Source organism: Streptomyces sp. NBC_00193 (assembly GCF_026342735.1).
Lineage (GTDB): Bacteria > Actinomycetota > Actinomycetes > Streptomycetales > Streptomycetaceae > Streptomyces > Streptomyces stoeckheimensis.
The window spans coordinates 5,369,281-5,388,661 of sequence record NZ_JAPEMM010000001.1 but is presented as its reverse complement, the minus strand read 5'-3'; the positions used below and the strand labels follow the sequence as shown (position 1 = coordinate 5,388,661).

At 73.7% G+C, this 19,381-nt stretch carries 17 protein-coding genes, 7 tRNA genes and 2 pseudogenes; 12 read left to right on the top strand and 14 right to left on the bottom strand.

The genetic code is table 11. The features are described from left to right. Positions 1-40 precede the first annotated feature (40 nt). Entirely contained in the window at positions 41-703 is a 663-nt protein-coding gene (locus OG898_RS24095) for a potassium channel family protein (RefSeq protein WP_250744704.1), read from the top strand. Positions 704-753: 50 nt separating this feature from the next. Here OG898_RS24095 and thrS read toward each other — a convergent pair whose 3' ends face one another. After that, positions 754-2,730, bottom strand: coding sequence for a threonine--tRNA ligase (gene thrS / locus OG898_RS24090; protein ID WP_250744703.1), 1,977 nt, complete (start codon positions 2,728-2,730; stop codon positions 754-756). Positions 2,731-2,958: 228 nt separating this feature from the next. Between thrS and OG898_RS24085 the strand changes: the two genes are divergently transcribed. Further along, on the top strand, positions 2,959-3,582 hold the full coding sequence (locus tag OG898_RS24085; protein ID WP_266959161.1) for a histidine phosphatase family protein: 624 nt from the start codon (positions 2,959-2,961) through the stop codon (positions 3,580-3,582). Between the two features lie 64 nt (positions 3,583-3,646). On the opposite strand, the gene OG898_RS24080 is transcribed toward OG898_RS24085, so the two are convergent. Together OG898_RS24080 and OG898_RS24075 are read right to left on the bottom strand one after the other, a co-directional pair. Next, complete coding sequence (locus OG898_RS24080; RefSeq protein ID WP_250744701.1) at positions 3,647-4,867, bottom strand: hypothetical protein; 1,221 nt, start codon at positions 4,865-4,867, stop codon at positions 3,647-3,649. Then, the gene (locus OG898_RS24075) at positions 4,867-5,457 is read right to left on the bottom strand and encodes a DUF4365 domain-containing protein (RefSeq protein WP_250744700.1); all 591 of its coding nucleotides are present in this window, start codon (positions 5,455-5,457) and stop codon (positions 4,867-4,869) included. The genes OG898_RS24080 and OG898_RS24075 overlap by 1 nt, the downstream gene beginning before the upstream one ends. Before the next feature lie 256 nt (positions 5,458-5,713). Here OG898_RS24075 and OG898_RS24070 point away from each other — a divergent pair, with 256 nt between their 5' ends. Next, entirely contained in the window at positions 5,714-6,439 is a 726-nt protein-coding gene (locus OG898_RS24070) for a 3'-5' exonuclease (protein ID WP_250744699.1), read from the top strand. Between the two features lie 103 nt (positions 6,440-6,542). Here the strand turns inward: OG898_RS24070 and OG898_RS24065 are convergent. Then, a tRNA-Val gene (locus OG898_RS24065) sits at positions 6,543-6,614 on the bottom strand. A gap of 38 nt (positions 6,615-6,652) precedes the next feature. Next, entirely contained in the window at positions 6,653-7,198 is a 546-nt protein-coding gene (locus tag OG898_RS24060; RefSeq protein ID WP_266959158.1) for an SRPBCC family protein, read from the bottom strand. Positions 7,199-7,312: 114 nt separating this feature from the next. Between OG898_RS24060 and OG898_RS24055 the strand changes: the two genes are divergently transcribed. Next, entirely contained in the window at positions 7,313-9,871 is a 2,559-nt protein-coding gene (locus tag OG898_RS24055; protein WP_266959156.1) for an SCO7613 C-terminal domain-containing membrane protein, read from the top strand. A gap of 85 nt (positions 9,872-9,956) precedes the next feature. Here the strand turns inward: OG898_RS24055 and OG898_RS24050 are convergent. Together OG898_RS24050 and OG898_RS24045 are read right to left on the bottom strand one after the other, a co-directional pair. Next, a tRNA-Val gene (locus OG898_RS24050) sits at positions 9,957-10,028 on the bottom strand. A gap of 58 nt (positions 10,029-10,086) precedes the next feature. Further along, entirely contained in the window at positions 10,087-10,545 is a 459-nt protein-coding gene (locus tag OG898_RS24045; RefSeq protein ID WP_250744696.1) for a TIGR02611 family protein, read from the bottom strand. Between the two features lie 177 nt (positions 10,546-10,722). Here OG898_RS24045 and OG898_RS24040 point away from each other — a divergent pair, with 177 nt between their 5' ends. Further along, entirely contained in the window at positions 10,723-11,136 is a 414-nt protein-coding gene (locus OG898_RS24040; protein WP_030011909.1) for an SsgA family sporulation/cell division regulator, read from the top strand. Positions 11,137-11,366: 230 nt separating this feature from the next. After that, positions 11,367-11,993: a CGNR zinc finger domain-containing protein gene (locus OG898_RS24035; protein WP_250744695.1), complete on the top strand. Its 627-nt coding sequence runs from the start codon at positions 11,367-11,369 to the stop codon at positions 11,991-11,993. Positions 11,994-12,278: 285 nt separating this feature from the next. On the opposite strand, the gene OG898_RS24030 is transcribed toward OG898_RS24035, so the two are convergent. After that, positions 12,279-12,722, bottom strand: coding sequence for a hypothetical protein (locus tag OG898_RS24030; RefSeq protein ID WP_250744694.1), 444 nt, complete (start codon positions 12,720-12,722; stop codon positions 12,279-12,281). A 210-nt stretch (positions 12,723-12,932) separates the two neighbouring features. On the opposite strand from OG898_RS24030, the gene OG898_RS24025 reads away from it, so the two are divergent. Then, positions 12,933-13,430 (top strand): DsbA family protein, encoded by a 498-nt coding sequence (locus OG898_RS24025; RefSeq protein ID WP_266959152.1) that lies wholly within the window; start codon positions 12,933-12,935, stop codon positions 13,428-13,430. Between the two features lie 38 nt (positions 13,431-13,468). Here the strand turns inward: OG898_RS24025 and OG898_RS24020 are convergent, their stop codons facing one another. From OG898_RS24020 to OG898_RS24010, 3 genes are read right to left on the bottom strand one after another with little or no spacing between them, the layout of a single operon-like run. Beyond that, positions 13,469-14,293, bottom strand: a complete 825-nt coding sequence (locus OG898_RS24020; protein WP_266959150.1) for a GNAT family N-acetyltransferase — start codon at positions 14,291-14,293, stop codon at positions 13,469-13,471. Between the two features lie 56 nt (positions 14,294-14,349). Continuing rightward, positions 14,350-15,177, bottom strand: a complete 828-nt coding sequence (locus OG898_RS24015) for an aminotransferase class IV (protein WP_266959148.1) — start codon at positions 15,175-15,177, stop codon at positions 14,350-14,352. After that, the gene (locus tag OG898_RS24010; RefSeq protein WP_250744690.1) at positions 15,174-16,295 is read right to left on the bottom strand and encodes a chorismate-binding protein; all 1,122 of its coding nucleotides are present in this window, start codon (positions 16,293-16,295) and stop codon (positions 15,174-15,176) included. The genes OG898_RS24015 and OG898_RS24010 overlap by 4 nt, the downstream gene beginning before the upstream one ends. Positions 16,296-16,475: 180 nt before the next feature. Between OG898_RS24010 and OG898_RS24005 the strand changes: the two genes are divergently transcribed. The 5 genes from OG898_RS24005 (at position 16,476) to OG898_RS23985 (ending at position 16,960) form a co-directional block, all read left to right on the top strand. Then, positions 16,476-16,548: transfer RNA gene (locus OG898_RS24005), tRNA-Gly, on the top strand. 45 nt (positions 16,549-16,593) lie between these two features. Continuing rightward, positions 16,594-16,667: transfer RNA gene (locus tag OG898_RS24000), tRNA-Cys, on the top strand. Position 16,668: 1 nt separating this feature from the next. Continuing rightward, positions 16,669-16,740: transfer RNA gene (locus OG898_RS23995), tRNA-Val, on the top strand. A 19-nt stretch (positions 16,741-16,759) separates the two neighbouring features. Next, positions 16,760-16,831 (top strand) — tRNA-Val (locus tag OG898_RS23990). A 54-nt stretch (positions 16,832-16,885) separates the two neighbouring features. Beyond that, a tRNA-Val gene (locus OG898_RS23985) sits at positions 16,886-16,960 on the top strand. A 141-nt stretch (positions 16,961-17,101) separates the two neighbouring features. Here the strand turns inward: OG898_RS23985 and OG898_RS23980 are convergent. The 3 genes and pseudogenes from OG898_RS23980 to OG898_RS36290 all read right to left on the bottom strand — a co-directional run. Beyond that, positions 17,102-17,422, bottom strand: coding sequence for a zf-TFIIB domain-containing protein (locus tag OG898_RS23980; RefSeq protein ID WP_250744689.1), 321 nt, complete (start codon positions 17,420-17,422; stop codon positions 17,102-17,104). Between the two features lie 65 nt (positions 17,423-17,487). Then, positions 17,488-17,934, bottom strand: a pseudogene (locus OG898_RS36295) (phosphotransferase family protein); the annotation flags it as partial. A 507-nt stretch (positions 17,935-18,441) separates the two neighbouring features. Further along, positions 18,442-18,870, bottom strand: a pseudogene (locus OG898_RS36290) (aminoglycoside phosphotransferase family protein); the annotation flags it as partial. Positions 18,871-19,381 lie beyond the last annotated feature (511 nt).

Here is a 19,381-nt window from a genome sequence, read left to right as displayed (position 1 = left end):
CCGGGGCGAACACCGGTGTGCGGGACGCGATGCTGAGCCCATGAACGACGCAACCGAGACCGGTGACCAGGCCTGGGAGCGCCGGACCGAGCTGCCCCTGTTCTACGCCTCCCTGCTCTTCCTCGCGGGCTACACGGTCTCCGTGGTGGCCTACCGCGCCCATCCCCTGTGGCGGGACATCGGCCTCGGCCTGGTCGCAGTGACCTGGGCCTGCTTCATCGTGGACTACCTGGCCCGGCTGGTCCTGAGCCGCATGCGGCCGCTGCGCTTCGTCCGCGTGCACTGGCTGGACACCCTGATCGTGATGCTGCCGCTGCTGCGGCCGCTGCGCATGGTCAAGGTCCACGACGCGATCCAGGCCCGCTACAACCGCCCGCGCCGGAACCTGTACGCGCGCGTGATGTCGTACGCGGGCCTCTCGGCCGGACTGCTCGGCTTCGCGGGCGCCCTCGGGGTCCACCACTTCGAGCGCCAGGCCCCCGGGGCCTCGATCCTCACGCTCGGGGACGCGGTGTGGTGGGTGTGCGAGACGCTGACGACGGTGGGCTACGGGGACATGGCCCCCGTGACCCCGGGGGGCCGGATCATCGCGGCGTTCATGATGGCCGGCGGGCTGGCGCTGCTGGGCGCGGTGACGGGTTCGTTCTCGTCCTGGATGCTGCAGGCCTTCCGGCGGGAGGACGAGGAAGCCCCCGGGAAGTGAGACTTCCCGGGGGCCGGTCCCCGCAGATCCCCGCCGGGCGGGGAGCACGATCACACCTGGACGCGGCGCTCCACGACGTCCACGAGCTTCGCCAGCGCCTGGTCGCGCGGGACGCCGTTCTCCTGCGAACCGTCGCGGTAGCGGAAGGAGACGGTGCCCGCGGCCATGTCCTCGTCACCGACGATGATCATGAAGGGGACCTTCAGCTTCTGCTGGTTGCGGATCTTCTTCTGCATGCGGTCGGAGGAGGCGTCCACCTCGACGCGCAGGCCCTTCTTCTTCGCCTCGGCGGCGAACTCCTGCAGGTACTCGATGTGCGAGTCGCCGATCGGGATGCCGACCGCCTGGACCGGGGCGAGCCACGGCGGCATGACGCCCGCGTAGTGCTCCAGCAGGACGGCGAAGAACCGCTCGATGGAACCGAACAGCGCGCGGTGGATCATGACCGGACGCTGCTTGGTGCCGTCGGGGCCGGTGTACTCCAGGTTGAAGCGCTCCGGCAGGTTGAAGTCGAGCTGCACGGTCGACATCTGCCAGGTGCGGCCGATCGCGTCACGGCACTGGACCGAGATCTTCGGGCCGTAGAACGCGGCGCCGCCCGGGTCCGGGACCAGGGGCAGGCCCTGCTTCTCGGCGACCTGCTGGAGGGTGGCGGTGGCCTCCTCCCAGATCTCGTCCGAGCCGACGAACTTCTCCGGGTCCTTGGTCGACAGCTCCAGGTAGAAGTCGGTCAGACCGTAGTCGCGGAGCAGGTTCAGCACGAAGGTCAGCGTGCGGTCGAGCTCCTCCGCCATCTGCTCCTTGGTGCAGTAGATGTGCGCGTCGTCCTGGGTGAAACCGCGCGAGCGGGTCAGGCCGTGCACCACGCCGGACTTCTCGTACCGGTACACGGTGCCGAACTCGAAGAGGCGCAGGGGCAGTTCACGGTAGGAACGGCCGCGCGCGTCGAAGATCAGGTTGTGCATCGGGCAGTTCATGGGCTTGAGGTAGTAGTCGGTACCACCGTCGAGCTGCATGGGGGGGTACATGCCCTCCGCGTACCAGTCCAGGTGGCCGCTCTTCTCGAAGAGGGTGCCCTTGGTGGCGTGCGGGGTGTAGACGAACTCGTAGCCCTCTTCCTCGTGCCGCTTGCGCGAGTAGTCCTCCATGGTGCGGCGGATGACGCCGCCACGGGGGTGGAAGACGGCCAGGCCGGAGCCGATCTCGTCCTGTACGGAGAACAGGTCGAGCTCGGTGCCGAGCTTGCGGTGGTCGCGCTTCTCGGCCTCCACGAGGAAGTCGAGGTGGGCCTTCAGCTCCTCCTTCGACGGCCACGCGGTGCCGTAGATGCGCTGGAGCATCGGGTTCTTCTCGCTGCCGCGCCAGTAGGCGGCGGCGTTGCGCATGAGCTTGAACGCGGGGATGTTGCGGGTGGTCGGCAGGTGGGGACCGCGGCAGAGGTCCTTCCAGCACAGGTCGCCGGTCTTGGCGTCGAAGTTGTCGTAGATGGTCAGCTCGCCGCCGCCCACCTCGACGTTCGCGCCGTCGTCGGTCGAGGCCGAACCCTTGATGCCGATGAGCTCCAGCTTGTAGGGCTCGTTCGCGAGCTCCTCGCGGGCCGCCTCGTCGGTAACGACGCGGCGGGCGAAGCGCTGGCCGCGCTTCTGGATCTCCTGCATCTTCTTCTCGATGGCCTTGAGGTCATCGGGGGTGAAGGGCTTCGCGACGTCGAAGTCGTAGTAGAAGCCGTCCCGGACCGGCGGGCCGATGCCCAGCTTGGCCTCGGGGAAGAGCTCCTGCACGGCCTGCGCCATGACGTGCGCGGTGGAGTGGCGCAGGATGTCGAGGCCGTCGGGAGAGGAGATCTCCACGGGCTCGACGGTCTCGCCGTCCTTCACCTCGTACGCGAGGTCCTTCAGCTCACCTGCGATGCGCGCGGCGACGATGGTGCGCTCGCCGGCGAAGAGCTCTGCCGCCGTAGTGCCCGTGGCCACCACGCGCTCGTCCCGCTCGGAATCGCGTTGGATGAACACACGGACGTCTGACACCGGTCTCTCCTGACTCAGGGGGTGCGCGAGCGAACACTGCGCGCCTGAATCGTACCGAGCGGATGGGCCGCGCCGCTAAACGGTTACCGCCGGGCCGGCGGTCCGCCCCGGAAAACAGCGCCGCACGGCACCGGCGGGGGCGTCCCTTCGACGGCGGAGGGAACCGGCGCGGGAGGACGCGGCGTCCCCCGACGCAGAAGATCGTCAGTGAACGCAGAGGAGATCGTGATGACCGGCACGGCTACCCGCTACCTCTATCTGGTGCGGCACGGCGAGGCGGCGTCGGAGGAGGGCGGGCTGACGGAAGCCGGCCGCCGGCAGGCCGTGCTGCTCGGCCGGCGCCTGCGCGGCATCCCCCTCGCAGCCGTCCACCACGGCCCGCTGCCGCGGGCGGAGCAGACCGCGCGTCTGATCGGCGACCAGCTGGAGGACGTCCCCCTGCACGTCTCGGACGTGGCGGGCGACTACGTCCCCCACGTGCCGGCGAGGGAGGAGCTTCCGGCGGAGTCCGCGGACCTCTTCCTCCGCTTCCTCGCCACTGCCTCCGAGGAGGAGCGGGAGCAGGGGCCCGGGCTGGCCCGGCGGGCGCTCGACCTGTTCACCGGGCCGGTGGACGGCGAGGAGGACCGGCACGAGCTGATCGTCACCCACGCCTTCCTGGTCGCCTGGCTGGTCCGGGACGCCATGGACGCGCCGCACTGGCGCTGGCTCGGTCTCAACCAGGCCAACGCCGCGCTCACGGTCATCCGGTACGCGCCCGGCCGGCCGGCCTCCGTCCTCGTCTCCAACGACATGCGGCACCTGCCCGACGAGCTGCGCTGGACCGGCTTTCCCCCCGAGCTGCACGTCTAGCGCGTGCCGCCCGGCCGGCCTGGTCGCCCCGGCCGGCCTGGTCACCCCGGTCGCCCTGGTCGCCCTAGTCGTCCGACGGCAGCACGTCCCCGGCGTCGAGGGACTCGTCCAGGGACTTCATCAGGCGGTCCCGCTCGACCTCGTCCAGCGGCACCGGCCGCACGTCCGCGGCGTCCGTCAGCCGGCGGAACCCGCCCCGACGCTGCAAGCTCCCGCTGACCCGGATCGGCAGTCCGACCAGGTGCGCGTGGCCCGCCACCCGGTACGACTCCTCGTCGAGCACGACCCGGACGTACGGGATCTCCGCCCCGGCCAGGACCCGCAGCCGGACCGTGCCCCCGCCCCCCGGGGCGGACCTCCGCATCCGGACCACCGCTCCCGCCACCCTGACCGGCACCGCGGGTTCGTCCCTCGTGTACCGCGCGGCCGCCTCCCGGAGCACCGGGAGGTCGCCGGGCGAGAACTCCACCGGCTCCGGCCGGGCCGCGCACCCCGCCGGGACCCCCGCCGCCGGGGCCCACGCCAGGGCCACCCGGGCGCCCTCCGAGCCGTGGACCAGCGAGATGAGCGCCTCGGCGAGCTCCCGGCTGACCCCGGCCTCGACCGCGGCGTCGAAGGCCTCCATGCCGCCGGTGGCCCGCTGGTAGTCCACGGCCTCGCGGGCGGCGTGCAGCGCGTGGTGGAGCCGGATCACCGTCCCCCGGCCCCCGTCCACGGGGACGTACGCGGTCAGCCGCCGGCCGCCCGGAGCCGGCCCGACCAGGACCCCGTCCAGCGCCCGCTCCGCCTGGCCGCGGTGCCGGGCCCCGTAGTACCCGGCCCGCGCCCGGTCGGCCAGGGCCCCGGCGAGGAGCAACTGGCGGGCGGCCGAGCGGAGCTGTTCCTGGACGGTCCAGTCGGCCTCGCCCTGGAGTCCGTACGCCCCTCGCGGGATCTCGCGGTCCCAGCGGATCTCGTCGCTCGGCACGCTGAGCCCGTACAGCACCTCGCGCGCCGACGGCAGCGCGCTGCGCGAGAGCGCGGTGAGCGCCTCTTCGAGCAGGTCGGCGCAGTCGGGGAAGGCCCGGCTCTCGGGGACGAGGAGGCTGGTGCCGCCGCTGCCCGTGGCGTACGGGGCGGGCGGCGTCCAGCGCCCGTACCGTCCGGCCGCGCCGCCGCGGCGCAGCCAGCCGTGCCGGTGCAGCAGGGCGCCGAGCACGAGCGGATCGACCTGCGCGGGATCGGGGGCTCCCGCGGCGAACTCCGGTGAGGAGAGCGGCTCCAGGTGCGGTGACTGCCAGTTCATCAAGGTGTCCCTCCCGACCCGACCCGGGTCATGATCTCGCAGAGCGCCCGGTCGTCGAAGATCCGCGTGGTCGGGATCCGTACGGTGGTCCGGCGCCGGCCGGTCACGGGGTGCCCGGCGAGATTGGTCCAGTAGCAGCAGTGCCGCAGGTCGAGCCGGTCGTGTCCGGCGCTCAGCCATTGGTCGCGTTCCCGCGGGACGAGCATCACGACGAGGATCTTGTGCACGGCGACCGGGGTGCGGGCCAGCTTCACCAGGTGCTCGTTGTCGAGGGTGAAGCCGAAGGTGGGCCCGGCCGGTCTGGGCGGTATCTGGTAGGTCGCCTTGAGCTGGACCTTGATGGTCACCTCGTCGTCGACGACGTGCTCGGGGGCGCCGTGGCTGACGTGCCAGTCGATGCCGTTGTCGGGGAAGGGCTGGGACAGCGAGCAACCGGCCGCGGCGGCGACGGCGTGCAGGTATCCCACCTGAAGGGTTTCCATGCAGGCGGTGGTGGCGAGTGTGCCGCGCAGCGGTCCGCTCCGCGGGTCGGTCCGCGGATCGATCTGCCCCGCGAGCACCCCGCCCGGTTCGGGCTGCGCGAGCGCCATGGCCGGCTCCCCATGCCTTCCGGGCTGTCCCCGTTTTCGAGCGGCCGCACAGGGCCGCATCAGGTCCGTGTCAGGGTGTCGGGGTTGACGACCGGTCATGTGTGCGGCCCCCCAGTTGAGTTGTCTCCGCAGTCGGAGTCCCGCAAACGGCGTACGGGGCAAAGAGCCCGGGTATCACCGTTTCGGGCAGGGTGGCGGGGCCTGGGGCGTGGTGCCCGGGTGGGGCCATCTGCCGACGGGTGACGAGGAGTTCGCCATGACACGCTGGTACGAGGGCCCGCTGGCCGCATTCGACACGGAGACGACCGGGGTGGACGTGGAGCAGGACCGGATCGTGTCCGCCGCGCTCATCGTGCAGGAGTGCGCGGGCGGCCGGATCCGCTCGACGCGCTGGCTGGTCAATCCCGGCATCCCGGTACCCCCGGGGGCCACGGAAGTGCACGGTCTGACCGATGAGCACCTTCAGCGCAACGGGCGGTGGCCCGCGCCGGTGGTGGAGGAGATAGCCCGCGCGCTCGGGGAGCAGCAGATGGCGGGGAGGCCGGTGGTGGTGATGAACGCGCCGTTCGATCTGACGCTGCTGGACCGGGAGTTGCGTCGCCACCGGGCGTCCTCGCTGGCCCGGTACCTGGACAACCGGCCGCTGACGGTGCTGGATCCGCGGGTGCTGGACAAGCATCTGGACCGCTACCGCAAGGGGCGCCGGACGCTGACGGACCTGTGCGCGCACTACGGGATAGAGCTGGAGGGGGCCCATGACGCGGGCGCGGACGCGCTGGCGTCCCTGGAGCTCGTACGGGCCGTGGGGCGCAGGTTCGCGGGCCGGCTGGAGCGGCTGACGCCGGCGGAGCTGCACACGCTCCAGCAGGTGTGGCACGCGGCGCAGGCGCGGGGACTTCAGGCGTGGTTCGCACGGCAGGGCACGCCGGAGTCGGTGGATCCGCACTGGCCGCTGCGGCCGGAGCTGCCCGCGGCGGCGTGAGGGGCCGTGCGCGGGAATCCGTACGGCGGGCGAAGATCCGTACGGCGAGGGTCCCGTACATGCGGAAGGCCGGTCCGTCATCAGACGGACCGGCCTGTCCCGGTGGGCGATACTGGGATCGAACCAGTGACCCCTTCGGTGTGAACGAAGTGCTCTCCCGCTGAGCTAATCGCCCGGGAACGGTGTGAACAATACAGAAGGCCCGGGGCTGGTTCAAACCGCTTCGGGCCGGGCCGCCAGATGTGCGGCGAGCCCGCGCCGCCCGGCCCGCATCATCAGGGTGTGGTTGAGCCGGAACACCGGCCGCCCGGGGAACGCGAGAAGGCGCATCAGGGGGCGGCGCACCTCGACCTCCTGCTCGTACAGGGCCCGCGTGCCGCCGGGCCGCGACCGCACGGTCCAGCGGGCCCAGCCCTCCAGGTCGCCGAGCAGGGCGACCTCCAGGATGCCGCGCACGGGGTCCCGCAGGAGTTCGGCCGCGCTCACGCGCAGGGTGTACGGGAGGGCGGAGCGGATGAAGGCGGTGCCGCTGCTCCCGTCGGCGGCGGGGGCGACGGCGCGGATCTGGGGCCACCACAGGGGGTAGGACTCGGGGTCTTCCAGGGCGGCGTAGACGCGGGCGGGCTCGGCCTCGAGGTCCCACACGCTGCGGAAGCGGTAACGGGTCCACCGGTCGGCGGGGTTGGCGGGGGCGGCGCGGCCGGCGGGGCCGGCGCCCCGCGCGGCGCCGGGGCTGCCGATGCGGCTGCTTCGGTCCATGCCTCCAGTCTTGCGCGCGGCGGGTGCCCGTACCCGGTACTCAGCCGGAACTCACCCGGAGATGAGTACGCGCACCCATGTCCTGACGGGGTGACGGGCGCCACACTCCGAACCATGGACAACCCCCTGCCGCCGGCCGAGGAGCTCGTGCTCATCGACCGCGAACTGATCCAACTCGACGCCCGGCGCCACTTCCTGCTGAGTCGCCGTGCGTGGCTGCTGGGCGCCCAGGCCCCCCACGCGTGGGGTGCGCCGGCCCGGCCGCCGGTGCCCGCGCAGGGAGCGGAGGCCTCGGCTCCCGGCGCGCAGAACGTGCTGCTGGTCCTGGGCGCGGTGCTGCTGGCCGTCGCGGCGCTGGCGTTCACGCTGGTCAGTTGGGGCTCCCTGGGGATCGCCGGGCGCAGCGCGGTGCTCGCCGTGGTGACCGCGGCGGCGCTGGGCGCACCGGTAGTGCTGCTACGCCGGGGGCTGCGCTCGACGGCCGAGGCGGTGGGCGCCGTCGGTCTGCTGCTGACGGTGCTGGACGCGTACGCGCTGTACGCCGTCGGCATGCCGGAGGTGGACGGCACGGCGTACGCGGCCGGTGCCGCCGCGGTCCTGGCGGCGGGGTGGGCGGGGTACGGGCGTTCCCTGCCCGCGCTGCGGATCCCGGTCCCCGCGGCGCTGCTGACGGCGCAGCTCCCGCTGCCGCTGGCGGCGCTGGCCGCCGGGGCGGAGGGGCTGGACCTGGCCTGGGCCCTGCTGGGGACGGCGGCGCTGGACGCGGGGCTCGTGCTGCTGCGGCCCGGGCGCTGGTCCCTGTGGGCGGGGGCGGCGGGCTCGGTGGCGGGCGGGGCCGCGCTGCTGACCGGTCTGGTGGAGTCGGTAACGGCCGAATCGACGGGCGCGGCGCTGGCGCCTTCGGCGCGGCTGGCGGCGGTGGCCGTGCTCGCGCTGGTGGTGGCGTGGCGTGCTTCGGGCATGCGGGCCGCCTTCGCCGCGGCCGGCGCCCTCGCGGCGGTGGCGGCGCTGGGCGGCCTGGTCCGGCCCGAGCTGAGCCCGCCCTGGGCGGCGGTCGCGTACCTCGTGGTGGCCCTGCCCCTGCTGGGAGCCCTACGGGTCTCCGCGCTCCCGGAGCCGGTCCGGCGCGGCCTCGCCCTGGCCGGTGCGGGGGTGGCCGTCCTGCAGGCGGTGACCTCCGTGGCGTGGGTGGCGACGGTGCTGGTGGACCGGCTGCGGGTGCTGGAGGAGGTCTGGTCGGTGACGACGCCCGTTCCGGCGGCCGCGGACGGCCCGGGGCTCGCGGCGCCGGTGTCGCTGCTGCTGACGGCCGGGGCCGCGTGGTGGCTGGTCCGGGTGCTCCCGGGGCGGCCGGAGCCGGGGGTGGCGGCGGTGGTCCTGGGCTGGGCGGCGCTGTTCACGGCCCCCGTGATGCTCGACGCGGCCCCGGGCGCGGTCCTCGCGGCGCAGCTCGCGGTGACGCTGGCGGCGGGACTGCTCACGCTGCGGTCCACGGCGGCGGCTTTCGCCGACGCCCCCGCGAAGACCCCCGCGCCGGCCACGGCGGCCGGCGGCGGCCCGACGGGCACCGGGGCCGCGCACGTAGGCGATGGCAACCCCGCGGGCACCGGCTCCGCGGCGGTCGGCGACGGCGGCCTCGCGGGCTCCGGGCCCGCGCCCGTCGGCGCTGACAGCCTCACGGGCTCCGGGGCCGCGCCGGCCGCCCGTCGCGGCTTCGCGGGGGTCGCCGCGGGCGTGTGCGCGCTGGTGGGGGCCCTGAGCGTGTCCGTGGCGGCCCTGGACGGCCGGCTGGCGACCTTCGGGGTGCTCGGCCTGCTGGGGGCCGCCTGTGCGGCGGGAGCGGCGTACCGGCCCGCTCCGGAGTGGGCCCGCGCGGGGGCCGCGGCGCTCGCCGTCGGGTACGCGGCGCTGCTCGCGGTGGCGCTGGGCGCGCTCCTGGAGCGGCCGGTGGCCTGGTGGGCGCCGCCGGTGCTGGTGGTCCCGGCGGTGGTGGCGGCGCTCGGGCCGCGGCTGGGCGTCGTACGGGTCCCGGCCGAGGTCGCGGCGGCCGCCTCGGGCCTCCTCGCGGTGGCCCTGGCCACCGGGGACGCTCCGGTGCTCGCGCTGGTCCTGGCCCTGGCCGGGGTCGTGTGCGCGGCGGCGGCGGTGCGGCCCGAGCGCCGGTCGGCGGCGGGCTGGCCGGCGGGGGTGCTGTTCCTCGCGGCGACCTGGGTACGGCTGGCGGCCTCGGAGGTGACGGTGCCCGAGGCGTACACCCTGCCGGTGACGGCTGCGGCGCTGGCCGTGGGGTTCCTGCGGCGGCGCCGTGATCCGCTGGCCGGGTCCTGGACGGCGTACGGGCCGGGCCTGGCGGCGACCCTGCTGCCGAGCACCCTCGCGGTGTGGGGCGATCCGCACTGGCTGCGGCCGCTGCTGCTGGGGACGGCCGCGCTCGGGGTGACCCTGGCCGGTGCCCGCGGCCGGCTCCGCGCGCCGCTGCTGCTGGGCGGGGCGACGCTGACGGCGGTGGCACTGCACGAGCTGACCCCGTACGTGATCCAGGTGGTGGACGCGCTGCCGCGCTGGCTGCCGCCGGCCCTGGCGGGGGTGCTGCTGCTGGCGGTGGGGGCCACCTACGAGAAGCGGCTGCGCGACGCCCGCCGACTGCGGGAGGCCATCGGCCGACTGAGGTAGCCCGATCGGGGCCGGAACCGGGGCCGGACGGGTGAAAACGCCAGAGGCCCGGAGACTGTGAAAGTCTCCGGGCCTCTGGTCCGGGTGGGCGATACTGGGTTCGAACCAGTGACCCCTTCGGTGTGAACGAAGTGCTCTCCCACTGAGCTAATCGCCCGGACGCACCGCAAACATTACCGCATGTCAGCGGTGCTCTCCGCCATGGTCGGGCGGGCTCACTTCACCTCGTGGTTCCAGGGCAGCTGGAGCCCGTACTTCCACAGGTAGACGCCGATCAGGACGCCCGCGATCACGAGCCCGACGCTGGTCAGGATGATGTTGCGGCGGCGGACCTTCGGGTCCAGGGCCTTCTGGGCGGCTTCGCTGACCTTGCGCTTGGTCCAGCGCAGGGCGAGGTGGGCCCAGGCGAATTCGGTGGCCCAGATCGCGAGGCCCGCGAAGATCGCCACCCAGCCCGGTCCGGGCAGGACCAGCATGGCGATGCCGGCGCCGATGACGGCGAGGCCGACGACGAAGACGCCGACCTGCCAGCTCAGGTGCAGACCCCTGCTGGCCTTGATGAAGGCCGGCGCCTTGGAAACGTGCGGCGCCTCCTCGGCTGCGGATCCCGCTGCGGAATCGGCTGTGGATTCGGCTGCGGACTCATTGGTCTCGCGGTCACTCCCCGTGTTCATGGGGTCGAATCTACCGGAGGTCCCAGCACACGTGAATGGTCGTTTGGATCCGCCGTCCGAGGGACCCAGAGGTCCGCAAAACGGTCAGAGGGGTTTACAACGGCACCGTAGGTGGCATGTCGATTTCGCCGACGTGCGAATCCCCGAGCGCACACTGAGCGAAAGGCCCTGGCGCTTATGAACACCACGGTCAGCTGCGAGCTGCACCTGCGCCTCGTTGTGTCGAGCGAGTCCTCACTGCCTGTTCCCGCGGGCCTGCGGTATGACACGGCCGACCCCTACGCCGTGCACGCCACCTTCCACACCGGCGCCGAGGAGACGGTCGAATGGGTATTCGCCCGCGACCTCCTCGCCGAGGGCCTTCACCGGCCCACCGGTACCGGCGACGTCCGTGTCTGGCCGTCCCGCAGTCACGGTCAGGGGGTCGTCTGCATCGCCCTGAGCTCACCGGAGGGAGAAGCACTGCTCGAAGCACCCGCCCGAGCACTGGAGTCGTTCCTCAAGCGGACGGACGCCGCGGTCCCACCCGGGACCGAACACCGGCACTTCGACCTCGACAAGGAGCTCTCCCACATCCTGGCCGAATCCTGAGCCAGGCCTACAGAGGGAACCCTCCCCCGGCTGAGCCCGGGGGCCGTACGACACCGTCCGACTCGGGGCGACGGTGCACGGCGGACAACCACATACGGAAGTACCGGCGCTGTTCATGCGGAAGCCACCCGCGTGGACGGCGCCGGTGCGCTTTGGGGTGACCCGCTAGAGTCGGCCACCAGCGGCGGCAGCAGACCGTCACCGCAGGCCCGGCCCTTGAGGGAGACCCCGTGCAGATCCCCCACGACACCCGTCGCGCGCTCGACGTCGTCGTCGCGCTGGTGAACACCTCGGCCGAGACCGAGCAGCCCGACGGGCTGGCCGACGTGAACGCGCTGCGCGGCTTCGTCCACGAGTACGCGATCAGCGACGTCGGCGAGCTCAGCGCCCGCGATCTCGCCGGCGTGCGCACGGTCCGCGGCAAATTCGCCCAGATCTTCGCGGCGCCCACCTCGCGCGCGGCCTCCGTGCTGATCAACGAACTGGTCGCGACGGCAGGCACCACCCCGCAGCTGACCAACCACGACGGCTACGACTGGCACGTTCACTACTTCGCCCCGGGTGCCTCGGTGGGCGACCACCTGGCGGCCGACGGCGGCATGGCGCTGGCCTTCATCGTGGTCTCGGGCGAGCAGGAGCGGCTGCGCCGCTGCGAGGCCCCGGACTGCCGGCGGGCCTTCGTCGACCTCTCCCGCAACCGCTCCCGGCGCTACTGCGACAGCCGTACCTGCGGGAACCGGCTGCACGTGGCGGCGTACCGGGCCCGGCGCAAGTCGGAGCTGGGCACGGAGCCGCACTCAGAGCAGGAAGAGATCGTGCACGGCGGCGAGCAGCAGCAAGCCTCCGATCACACCTAGGAAGATCATCAAGGGCGGCTGGGAGAGCGCGAAGAGGCAGCCTCTCGGCTCCTCGGCGAGGGGAACGGTGGCCGGCGCGGGAACGGCGGGCTCACCCGATGAAGGTTCGGGCATGTCGGGGCGATGATGGCCCAGCGGACCCGCGCGCGCCCCTCAACACGCCAGACGGAACGCGCGAGTTCACCGGATCCCGTCAGTTCAGGTGGTTCCCGTCCCGGATCGCCGCACGGACCTGCCGCCCGACCCCACGCCTGGATCGGGGCCGCGCGGCCGAGGTGGGCCGGGTCAGATGCCGTGCTTCTTGAGGATCGCCTCGATGTCGGAGAAGTCCTCGGCGGGAGCGGCGGCCGGGGTGGGCCGCGAGCGGGCACCGTCGCCCAGCGAGGGCGCGGAAGCGGCCGGGGCGACGGCCTCCTGGGCCGGGCGGCCCTTGGCGGCCTTCGGCTGCTTCTGCCTTCCCTCCCCCGCGCCCGCTCCGCGCCGTTCTATCGCGCGGGTGGTCACGAAGAGCAGCCAGGCCAGCCCCAGCACGGCGAAGCCGGCCCAGACGGTCGGCTTGAAGACGATCCCGGTCGCCCAGGCCACGACGCCCGTCATGACCAGGCCGACGGGCACCAGCGAGTACGCCGCGATCCGCGTGGCCGCGAGGAATCGCTTGCGGTAGGCGGTCAGCGCGGCGATGCCCAGGCCCGCCGCGGACACCGCGGAGCAAATGGTCTCGGCGAGCATGCGGGGCCTCCAGGGGCGGGACGGCCACAAGGGCCGCGGCGGACCCGGCCGGCGGGCCGGGCGTTCTGTCCCCATCCATCCTGCACCGGCGACCCTCGCCCTGGCCACGGCCGGAGCCCCCCGCGGGCGGATCTCCGGGACATCTCCGGGTCCCGTCTCCTCCCGAGGTCCCGGTCCCGGCTCATCCCTGCGGACTGGGAGACTGTCCGCATGACCGATTCCGTGATCCTCGACGTCTGGTGCGAACTTCAGTGCCCGGACTGCCACAGTGCCCTGGACGACGTGCGCGCCCTGCGGGCCCGCTACGGCGACCGGCTGGACATCCGGCTGCGCCACTTTCCGCTGGAGAAGCACAAGCACGCCTTCGCCGCCGCGCAGGCCACGGAGGAGGCCGCCGAGCAGGGGCAGGGCTGGCCCTACGTGGAGGCCGTCCTCGCCCGCACCGCGGAGCTCACCAAGTCCGGCGAATCGGTACTGATCGAGGTCGCACGTGAACTGGGCCTGGACGCCGAGGAGTTCGACACCGCCCTGATCGACGGCCGGCACATCCTGATCGTGGACGCCGACCAGGCCGAGGGCAAGGCGATCGGCGTGACCGGCACCCCGACGTACGTGATCGACGGGCAGCGCCTCGACGGCGGCAAGAGCCAGGAGGGCCTGCGCGAGCGCATCGAGGAGATCGCCGACCGGCTGCTCGGCGCCGCGTAGGCCGTCTGGACCGCCTCGGCCGTCTCGGTCGTCGCGGCCTAGATCAGGTCCTTGGCGTAGTTGAAGTCCGTCGTCCGGTAGCCGAGGGACTCGTAGAGCCGCAGGGCCGGGACGTTGTCCGTGAAGACGTGCAGGGCGAGCACCCGGTGGCCGGCGGCGAGGGCGGTGCCCTCCGCGAGGAGCATCAGGTCCCGGCCGTGGCCGCGGCCCCGGTGCTCCTCGGCGACCGCGACGTCGTAGACGTACGAGCCCCCGCCGTTCGGCGCGACCCATACGGTGCCCACGCGGACACCGGCAGCCTCCAGCACGGAGAAGCTGACGCCCGGGGTGGCCAGGCCCAGCGGCAGCATGGACGCGTGGTCGTTCACCGACTTCGCCCGTGCGGCCTCGGCCGGCATGCCGCGGCCGACCCAGTCCTGCGCGTAGCTCTCCAGCGCCTGCGCGTGCCAGCTCTCGAACTCGGCCTCCGTCATCGGGCGCCCGGCCACCCCCTCGGACAGGGCGGGTGGCCCGGCCGGGAGCTCCTTGGCCATGTTGCGGCTGTACTCGGCGTACCCGAGGGAGCCGGCCAGCCGCAGGCCGCCCTCCGAGCCGGCCGGGACCGAGACTCTGATCCGCCGGCAGCCCCAGCCGCGCAGCACCTCCTCGGCGGCGAGCGCGGCGACCGTGGCACGGCCGCGCCGCCGGTCGGGCTCCTCGACGGCGAGGTCGCGGATCTCGGCGACCGTCGGCCCGAAGGGGGTGTCCGCGGCGAGCAGCAGGGCGCCGACGCGCCTGCTGTTGACGCGGATCTCGTACGGGCGCGAGCGCGCCCCGCCGGTGCTCTGCTGAAGCGGCCCGCTCGGCCGCAGGGTGGTGGTCATCAGTCGAGTTCTACCCGCCCTGCGGCCCGAAGCACAGCAGATATGTCCGGCCCCGGTCAGGAGCGGGGATCGGCGTCCTCGGCGGAGCGGGCGTCGAAGATCCGCATGGCCTCGGCCGTGACGGGGCCGGGGGCGGAGCCCAGCTCGCGCCCGTCGATCCGTACGACCGCCTGGACGTCGCGCAGGGAGGAGGTCAGGAAGACCTCCTCCGCCTGCTCCAGCGCTTCGAAGGGCAGGTCTGTCTCCTTGGCCCCGCACCATTCGGCGACGAGCGCCCGGGTGATGCCCGCGAGGCAGCCGGAGGCCACGGGCGGGGTGTGCAGCTGCCCGTCGAGGACGACGAACACGTTGGAGCCGGTGCCCTCGCAGAGCCGCCCGACGGTATTGGCGAAAAGGGCCTCGGAGGCGCCGGCCCGGTGGGCGGCGGCGAGCGCGACCACGTTCTCGGCGTACGAGGTGGTCTTCAGGCCGACCACGGCGGAGCGCTCGTTGCGCACCCACGGCACGGTGACCACGGCGGTGGTGTCGGGGCGGCGCGTGGCCCCGGCCAGCGCGACGATCAGCGTCGGGCCGGCCTCCCCGCGGTCGGAGCCGAGCGGGGAGACGCCCCCGGTGTAGGTGACGCGCAGCCGGCCGAGCGGGACCGGATTGGCCTCCAGTACGGCGGCGCAGGCGCGGCGCACCTCGTCCTCGTCCGGGTCCGGGAGGCCGAGCCCCCGGGCCGAGCGGGTCAGCCGCTCCAGGTGCCGGGTGAGTGCGAAGGTCGTCCCGCGCTCCGCCTTGAGCGTCTCGAAGACCCCGTCGCCGACGGTGAGGCCGTGGTCGAACACGGACACCTTCGCTTCGTCGGCGTCCCGCAGTGTTCCGTCGAGCCAGATCCTCACCGTACGGTTCTCCCTCTTTCGTCGGTCTGTGCTTCCGTCGTTCCCGTCGTGCCGCCCGCACCGGTGGGACCGGTTGCGTGCGCCTCGACGGCTCCCGACGCTACCCGCAGCAGGCGGGCGGCCTTCAGCTCGGTCTCCGCCCACTCGCGGTCGGGGTCGGAACCCCAGGTGATCCCGGCACCGGTGCCGAAGAGCAGCCGGGGGCCGCCGGGGGCCGTGCGGTCGATCCAGAAGGTCCGGATGCCGACGGCGAGCTCCGCCGTGCCCCGGTCTGCGTCGACCCAGCCGATGCCTCCGCAGTAGGGGCCGCGCGGGGCGGTCTCCAGGGCCTCGATGATCCGCAGGGCGGAGGATTTGGGGGCTCCGGTGACGGAGCCGGGCGGGAAGGTCGCGGCGAGCAGCTCGGGCCAGCCGGCGCCCTCGGCGAGCTCCCCGGCGACGGTGGAGACGAGGTGGACGAGGCCCGGGTGCTCTTCGAGCGCGCACAGCTCCGGGACGGTCACGGAGCCGGTGGCGCAGACCCGGCCGAGGTCGTTGCGTACGAGGTCCACGATCATCACGTTCTCGGCGTGGTCCTTGGGCAGCAGATCGGCGGCGGTGCGGCCGGTGCCCTTGATCGGGCCGGACTCGACGCGACGGCCGGCGCGGCGCAGGTAGAGCTCGGGGGACGCGGTGGCGATCTCGACGCCGTGGGCCGGCAGCCGAATCGTTCCTGCGTACGGGGCCGGGTTGCCGCGCGCGAGCAGCGCGGTCAGGGCGTCCACATCGGCGCCCGCCGGATCGGGGAGCGGCGCGGACATCACGCGGCAGAGGTTGGCCTGGTAGACCTCCCCCGCCTCGATGTGCTCGCGGATGCGGCGTACGCCCGCGGTGTACTCGGCGCGGCCGAGGGAGGAGGTCCACTCGTCGGCGTCGGGGCCGCGCCAGGCCCCTGGGACGGGGGCCGGCACCGGGTCGGGGCGTATGTCCCCGAAGCGCGCACAGACGAGACGGCCTTCGAAATCGGCCGTCACCGCCCAGAAGCCGGTGGAGTCGAGGGCACCAGGATCACTGGTGACGTCTCGGAGGTCGGTCGCGAGAAGGCCGCCGAAGCGGGCGAGGGGAGGCAGGTCGTGCACGGCTGCGAGTCTATGACCGGTGACGCCCGGGCGCCGGTGAGGCGTCCGCCGGGTGACCGGCGGTGATCGGGCGGCAGCACGCTGCGGAAACGCGTTTTTGAGCTGGCCCGGGAATCCGCTAGAGTTCAACACGTCGCCAGGGAGCGAAGGGGAAAAACCCCGGAGCGAACACGGTGACCTGCGGACGTAGCTCAGTTGGTAGAGCACCACCTTGCCAAGGTGGATGTCGCGAGTTCGAGTCTCGTCGTCCGCTCTAAGGTGGGGGATCATCTTCCCGAGGACCCCCTGCTTGCTCCATGGTGGAGTGGCCGAGAGGCGAGGCAACGGCCTGCAAAGCCGTCTACACGGGTTCAAATCCCGTCTCCACCTCCAAGGACGATTAGCTCAGCGGGAGAGCGCTTCCCTGACACGGAAGAGGTCACTGGTTCAATCCCAGTATCGTCCACTGGTCCGCAAGGATCCCCGCGCGATTAGCTCAGCGGGAGAGCGCTTCCCTGACACGGAAGAGGTCACTGGTTCAATCCCAGTATCGCGCACGCAGTACGCTTCACACCTGCAACCTGCGGTGCTCGCACCGTGAACGTGGTCCCGCGCGATTAGCTCAGCGGGAGAGCGCTTCCCTGACACGGAAGAGGTCACTGGTTCAATCCCAGTATCGCGCACCAGATTTCCGAAAGCCCCGGCCGTTCCCACGGCCGGGGCTTTCGCGTGTGCGGGCTGCGGTCCCCCGCGGGGCCCGTGGGCCCGGGGCGGGAGGACGGGTGGGAGCCGGTCGGTTCCGGTCCCCTCACCCCGCCCGCTCGGACTCAGGAGGAGAAGAGCATCCGGCCGAAGCCGCCCTTGCGGTGGCCGTGACCGTGGCCGTGACCGTAGCCGCCGTGCTGCGGGGCGCCCCAGGCGGGCGCGGGGGCCGCGTGCTGCTGCGGGTACGCGGCGGGGGCGGGCGCCGGCGGGGCGGCCGGGGGCGGGACCTGGCCGTACTGGGAGGTGTACTGGGACTCCAGGCGGGTCAGCGCCTCCAGCTCTCCGTAGTCGAGGAAGATGCCCCGGCAGCCGCTGCACTGCTCGATCTGGACACCGTTGCGGTTGTACGTGTGCATCATCGCGTGACACTTCGGACACTGCATGACCGGATCAACTCCTCGCCGTTCGCGTCGACACCGGATGCGTACCCGGTGCCGTGAGGCTCACCCTACGACGGAGGCTTCGGCTCCAAGTCGGGCGGGAGGGAGGCAATTCGGGCACAGGCCTCCACCATCAGCCGCTCCACGTCGTCGAGTCGGCGCCGCTCGCGGGCGGCCTTGGCGAGGGCCAGCGCGGCCGTCTGCACGGTGAGCGCGCGGGCCGCGAGGTCGAGTTCCGGCCAGGGGTCGCTGCCGGGCGGACCGGCCGCGGGGCCGCCCGCGGCGCGGTAGGCGTCGAGGAAGCGCAGCCAGGTCCCGGTGTCCAGCAGCCCGGCGGCGTACCAGGCCGCGGGCCGGGCGAGGTCCCAGGCGGGCGTGCCGAGTCCCAGGTCGTCCACGTCGATCAGCCGCCAGCCCCCGGCCGGGCCCCGGACCAGCTGCCCGAGGTGCAGATCGCCGTGGCAGAGCGCGCCGCCCGACGGCGCCGGAGCCTCCCCCCGGGCCCACCCGGGGAGCGTGGCCGCGGCGGCCCGTACGAGCCGCGCCAACTCCGCGGCGTCGGCGTCCATGCCCGCCGGCCCGGCCGGAACCGCCTGCCCGGCGGGGATGGACAGCACGGCCCGACGGGCCCGGTCGGCGCGGCCGGAGGACGCACCGGCGGCGAGCGCGGTGGCCGCGGCGACCCGGGGCGGCGTGTCGGCGGAGCCGCGGTCGTGGCCACGCTCGTGTTCGCAGTCACGGCCGTGGCCGGAGCCGCAACCGGGGTCGCAGCCGCAGCCGGAGCCGGGGGCACGGCCGGAGTCGCAGCCGGGGCCGGAGCAAGAGCCGGGGTCACGGCCGCAGCCGGAGCCGGGGGCGTGGTCGCAGTTGTGGCCACGGTCGCGGTCGGAGTCGCGGCCGTGGCTGCCGTCCGAGGGGCGCTCCCCGGCCGGGTGCCCCCGCCGTGCACCGCTCGGGGCGTCGGCTTCCGCGGGCGCGGGGCGTCCCGGCGCGGGGTGCCCCGCCGCGACCGGGGGCTCGGGCGGGTGCGCCGCGTCGAGGCGGTGGAGGGCGCGGGCGAGTTTCGCCGGGCCGCGCATCGGGGGGAGCGGGTACGGGAGGTGGTGGAGCGGGGTCCGGTGGAGGGCGGCCAGGAGCTCGGCGGCGGGCTCCCAGGGGGCCTCCTCGGGGCGGTCCGGAGCGACCGGAGCACCGTAGGGCCACAAGGAGACGGGCCGGGAGCCGACCAGGCCGAGCCCGGTGCGCAGCGGGGGCAGCAGCACCCCGGCCAGCGCGGGGTCCCCGGCCACCCGGATTCGTACCGCCAGGGCGTCGGGATCGCTGTCGCCCGCGTGCGCCTTGGCCACGACGTCCCCGCAGCGGACCACGGTGCCGTCGTCGCGGTCCGCGAGGAGCACGTACTCCACCGCGCCCGCGTACGCGGCGAGCTCGGCCGCGCTCACTCGCTCCAGCGGAACCACGCCTCGGCTCTCCCCGTGCTCCGCACCCCGGCGGGTGCTCCTCGGGACGAGGGTACGCAGCACGGGGCCGCGCGGCAGTGGCGGCACCGCCGTCCGAGCACCGCCGACCACCACCGGCCCGAGTCCGGCACCGGGCCCCGAGGCCCGCCGACGCTGCCCGGCGGCAGTCACGGCACCGCCCGACGGAGCCCGGACCAGCGACCCGAAGCCCAGGAAGCACGCCGACGCTGCCGCGCGGCAGTCGCCGCACCGCCGTCCGAGCACCGCCGACCGCCACCGGCCCGAGTCCGGCACCGGGCCCCGAGGCCCGCCGACGCCGCCCGGCAGCAGTCGCGGCACGTCCGGACTGAGGCCGACACGTAAACGCGAAGCCCGGCAAGCGCGCCGACGCTGCCCGGCGGTGGCGGCAGCGCCCGACGGAGTCCGGACCAGTGACGCGAAGCCCAAGAAGCGCGCCCGCCCCGAGTGGCGCGAAGGGCGCGGCGAGGCCGAGTGGTGCCAA

Excerpts from the sequence above, each read along its gene's own strand:
- OG898_RS24095 (WP_250744704.1), top strand. The coding sequence starts at position 41 with ATGAACGACGCAACCGAGACCGGTGACCAGGCCTGGGAGCGCCGGACC.
- OG898_RS24085 (WP_266959161.1), top strand. The coding sequence starts at position 2,959 with ATGACCGGCACGGCTACCCGCTACCTCTATCTGGTGCGGCACGGCGAG.
- OG898_RS24080 (WP_250744701.1), bottom strand. The coding sequence starts at position 4,867 with ATGAACTGGCAGTCACCGCACCTGGAGCCGCTCTCCTCACCGGAGTTC.
- OG898_RS24075 (WP_250744700.1), bottom strand. The coding sequence starts at position 5,457 with ATGGCGCTCGCGCAGCCCGAACCGGGCGGGGTGCTCGCGGGGCAGATC.
- OG898_RS24070 (WP_250744699.1), top strand. The coding sequence starts at position 5,714 with ATGACACGCTGGTACGAGGGCCCGCTGGCCGCATTCGACACGGAGACG.
- OG898_RS24060 (WP_266959158.1), bottom strand. The coding sequence starts at position 7,198 with ATGGACCGAAGCAGCCGCATCGGCAGCCCCGGCGCCGCGCGGGGCGCC.
- OG898_RS24055 (WP_266959156.1), top strand. The coding sequence starts at position 7,313 with ATGGACAACCCCCTGCCGCCGGCCGAGGAGCTCGTGCTCATCGACCGC.
- OG898_RS24045 (WP_250744696.1), bottom strand. The coding sequence starts at position 10,545 with ATGAACACGGGGAGTGACCGCGAGACCAATGAGTCCGCAGCCGAATCC.
- OG898_RS24040 (WP_030011909.1), top strand. The coding sequence starts at position 10,723 with ATGAACACCACGGTCAGCTGCGAGCTGCACCTGCGCCTCGTTGTGTCG.
- OG898_RS24030 (WP_250744694.1), bottom strand. The coding sequence starts at position 12,722 with ATGCTCGCCGAGACCATTTGCTCCGCGGTGTCCGCGGCGGGCCTGGGC.
- OG898_RS24025 (WP_266959152.1), top strand. The coding sequence starts at position 12,933 with ATGACCGATTCCGTGATCCTCGACGTCTGGTGCGAACTTCAGTGCCCG.
- OG898_RS24020 (WP_266959150.1), bottom strand. The coding sequence starts at position 14,293 with ATGACCACCACCCTGCGGCCGAGCGGGCCGCTTCAGCAGAGCACCGGC.
- OG898_RS23980 (WP_250744689.1), bottom strand. The coding sequence starts at position 17,422 with ATGCAGTGTCCGAAGTGTCACGCGATGATGCACACGTACAACCGCAAC.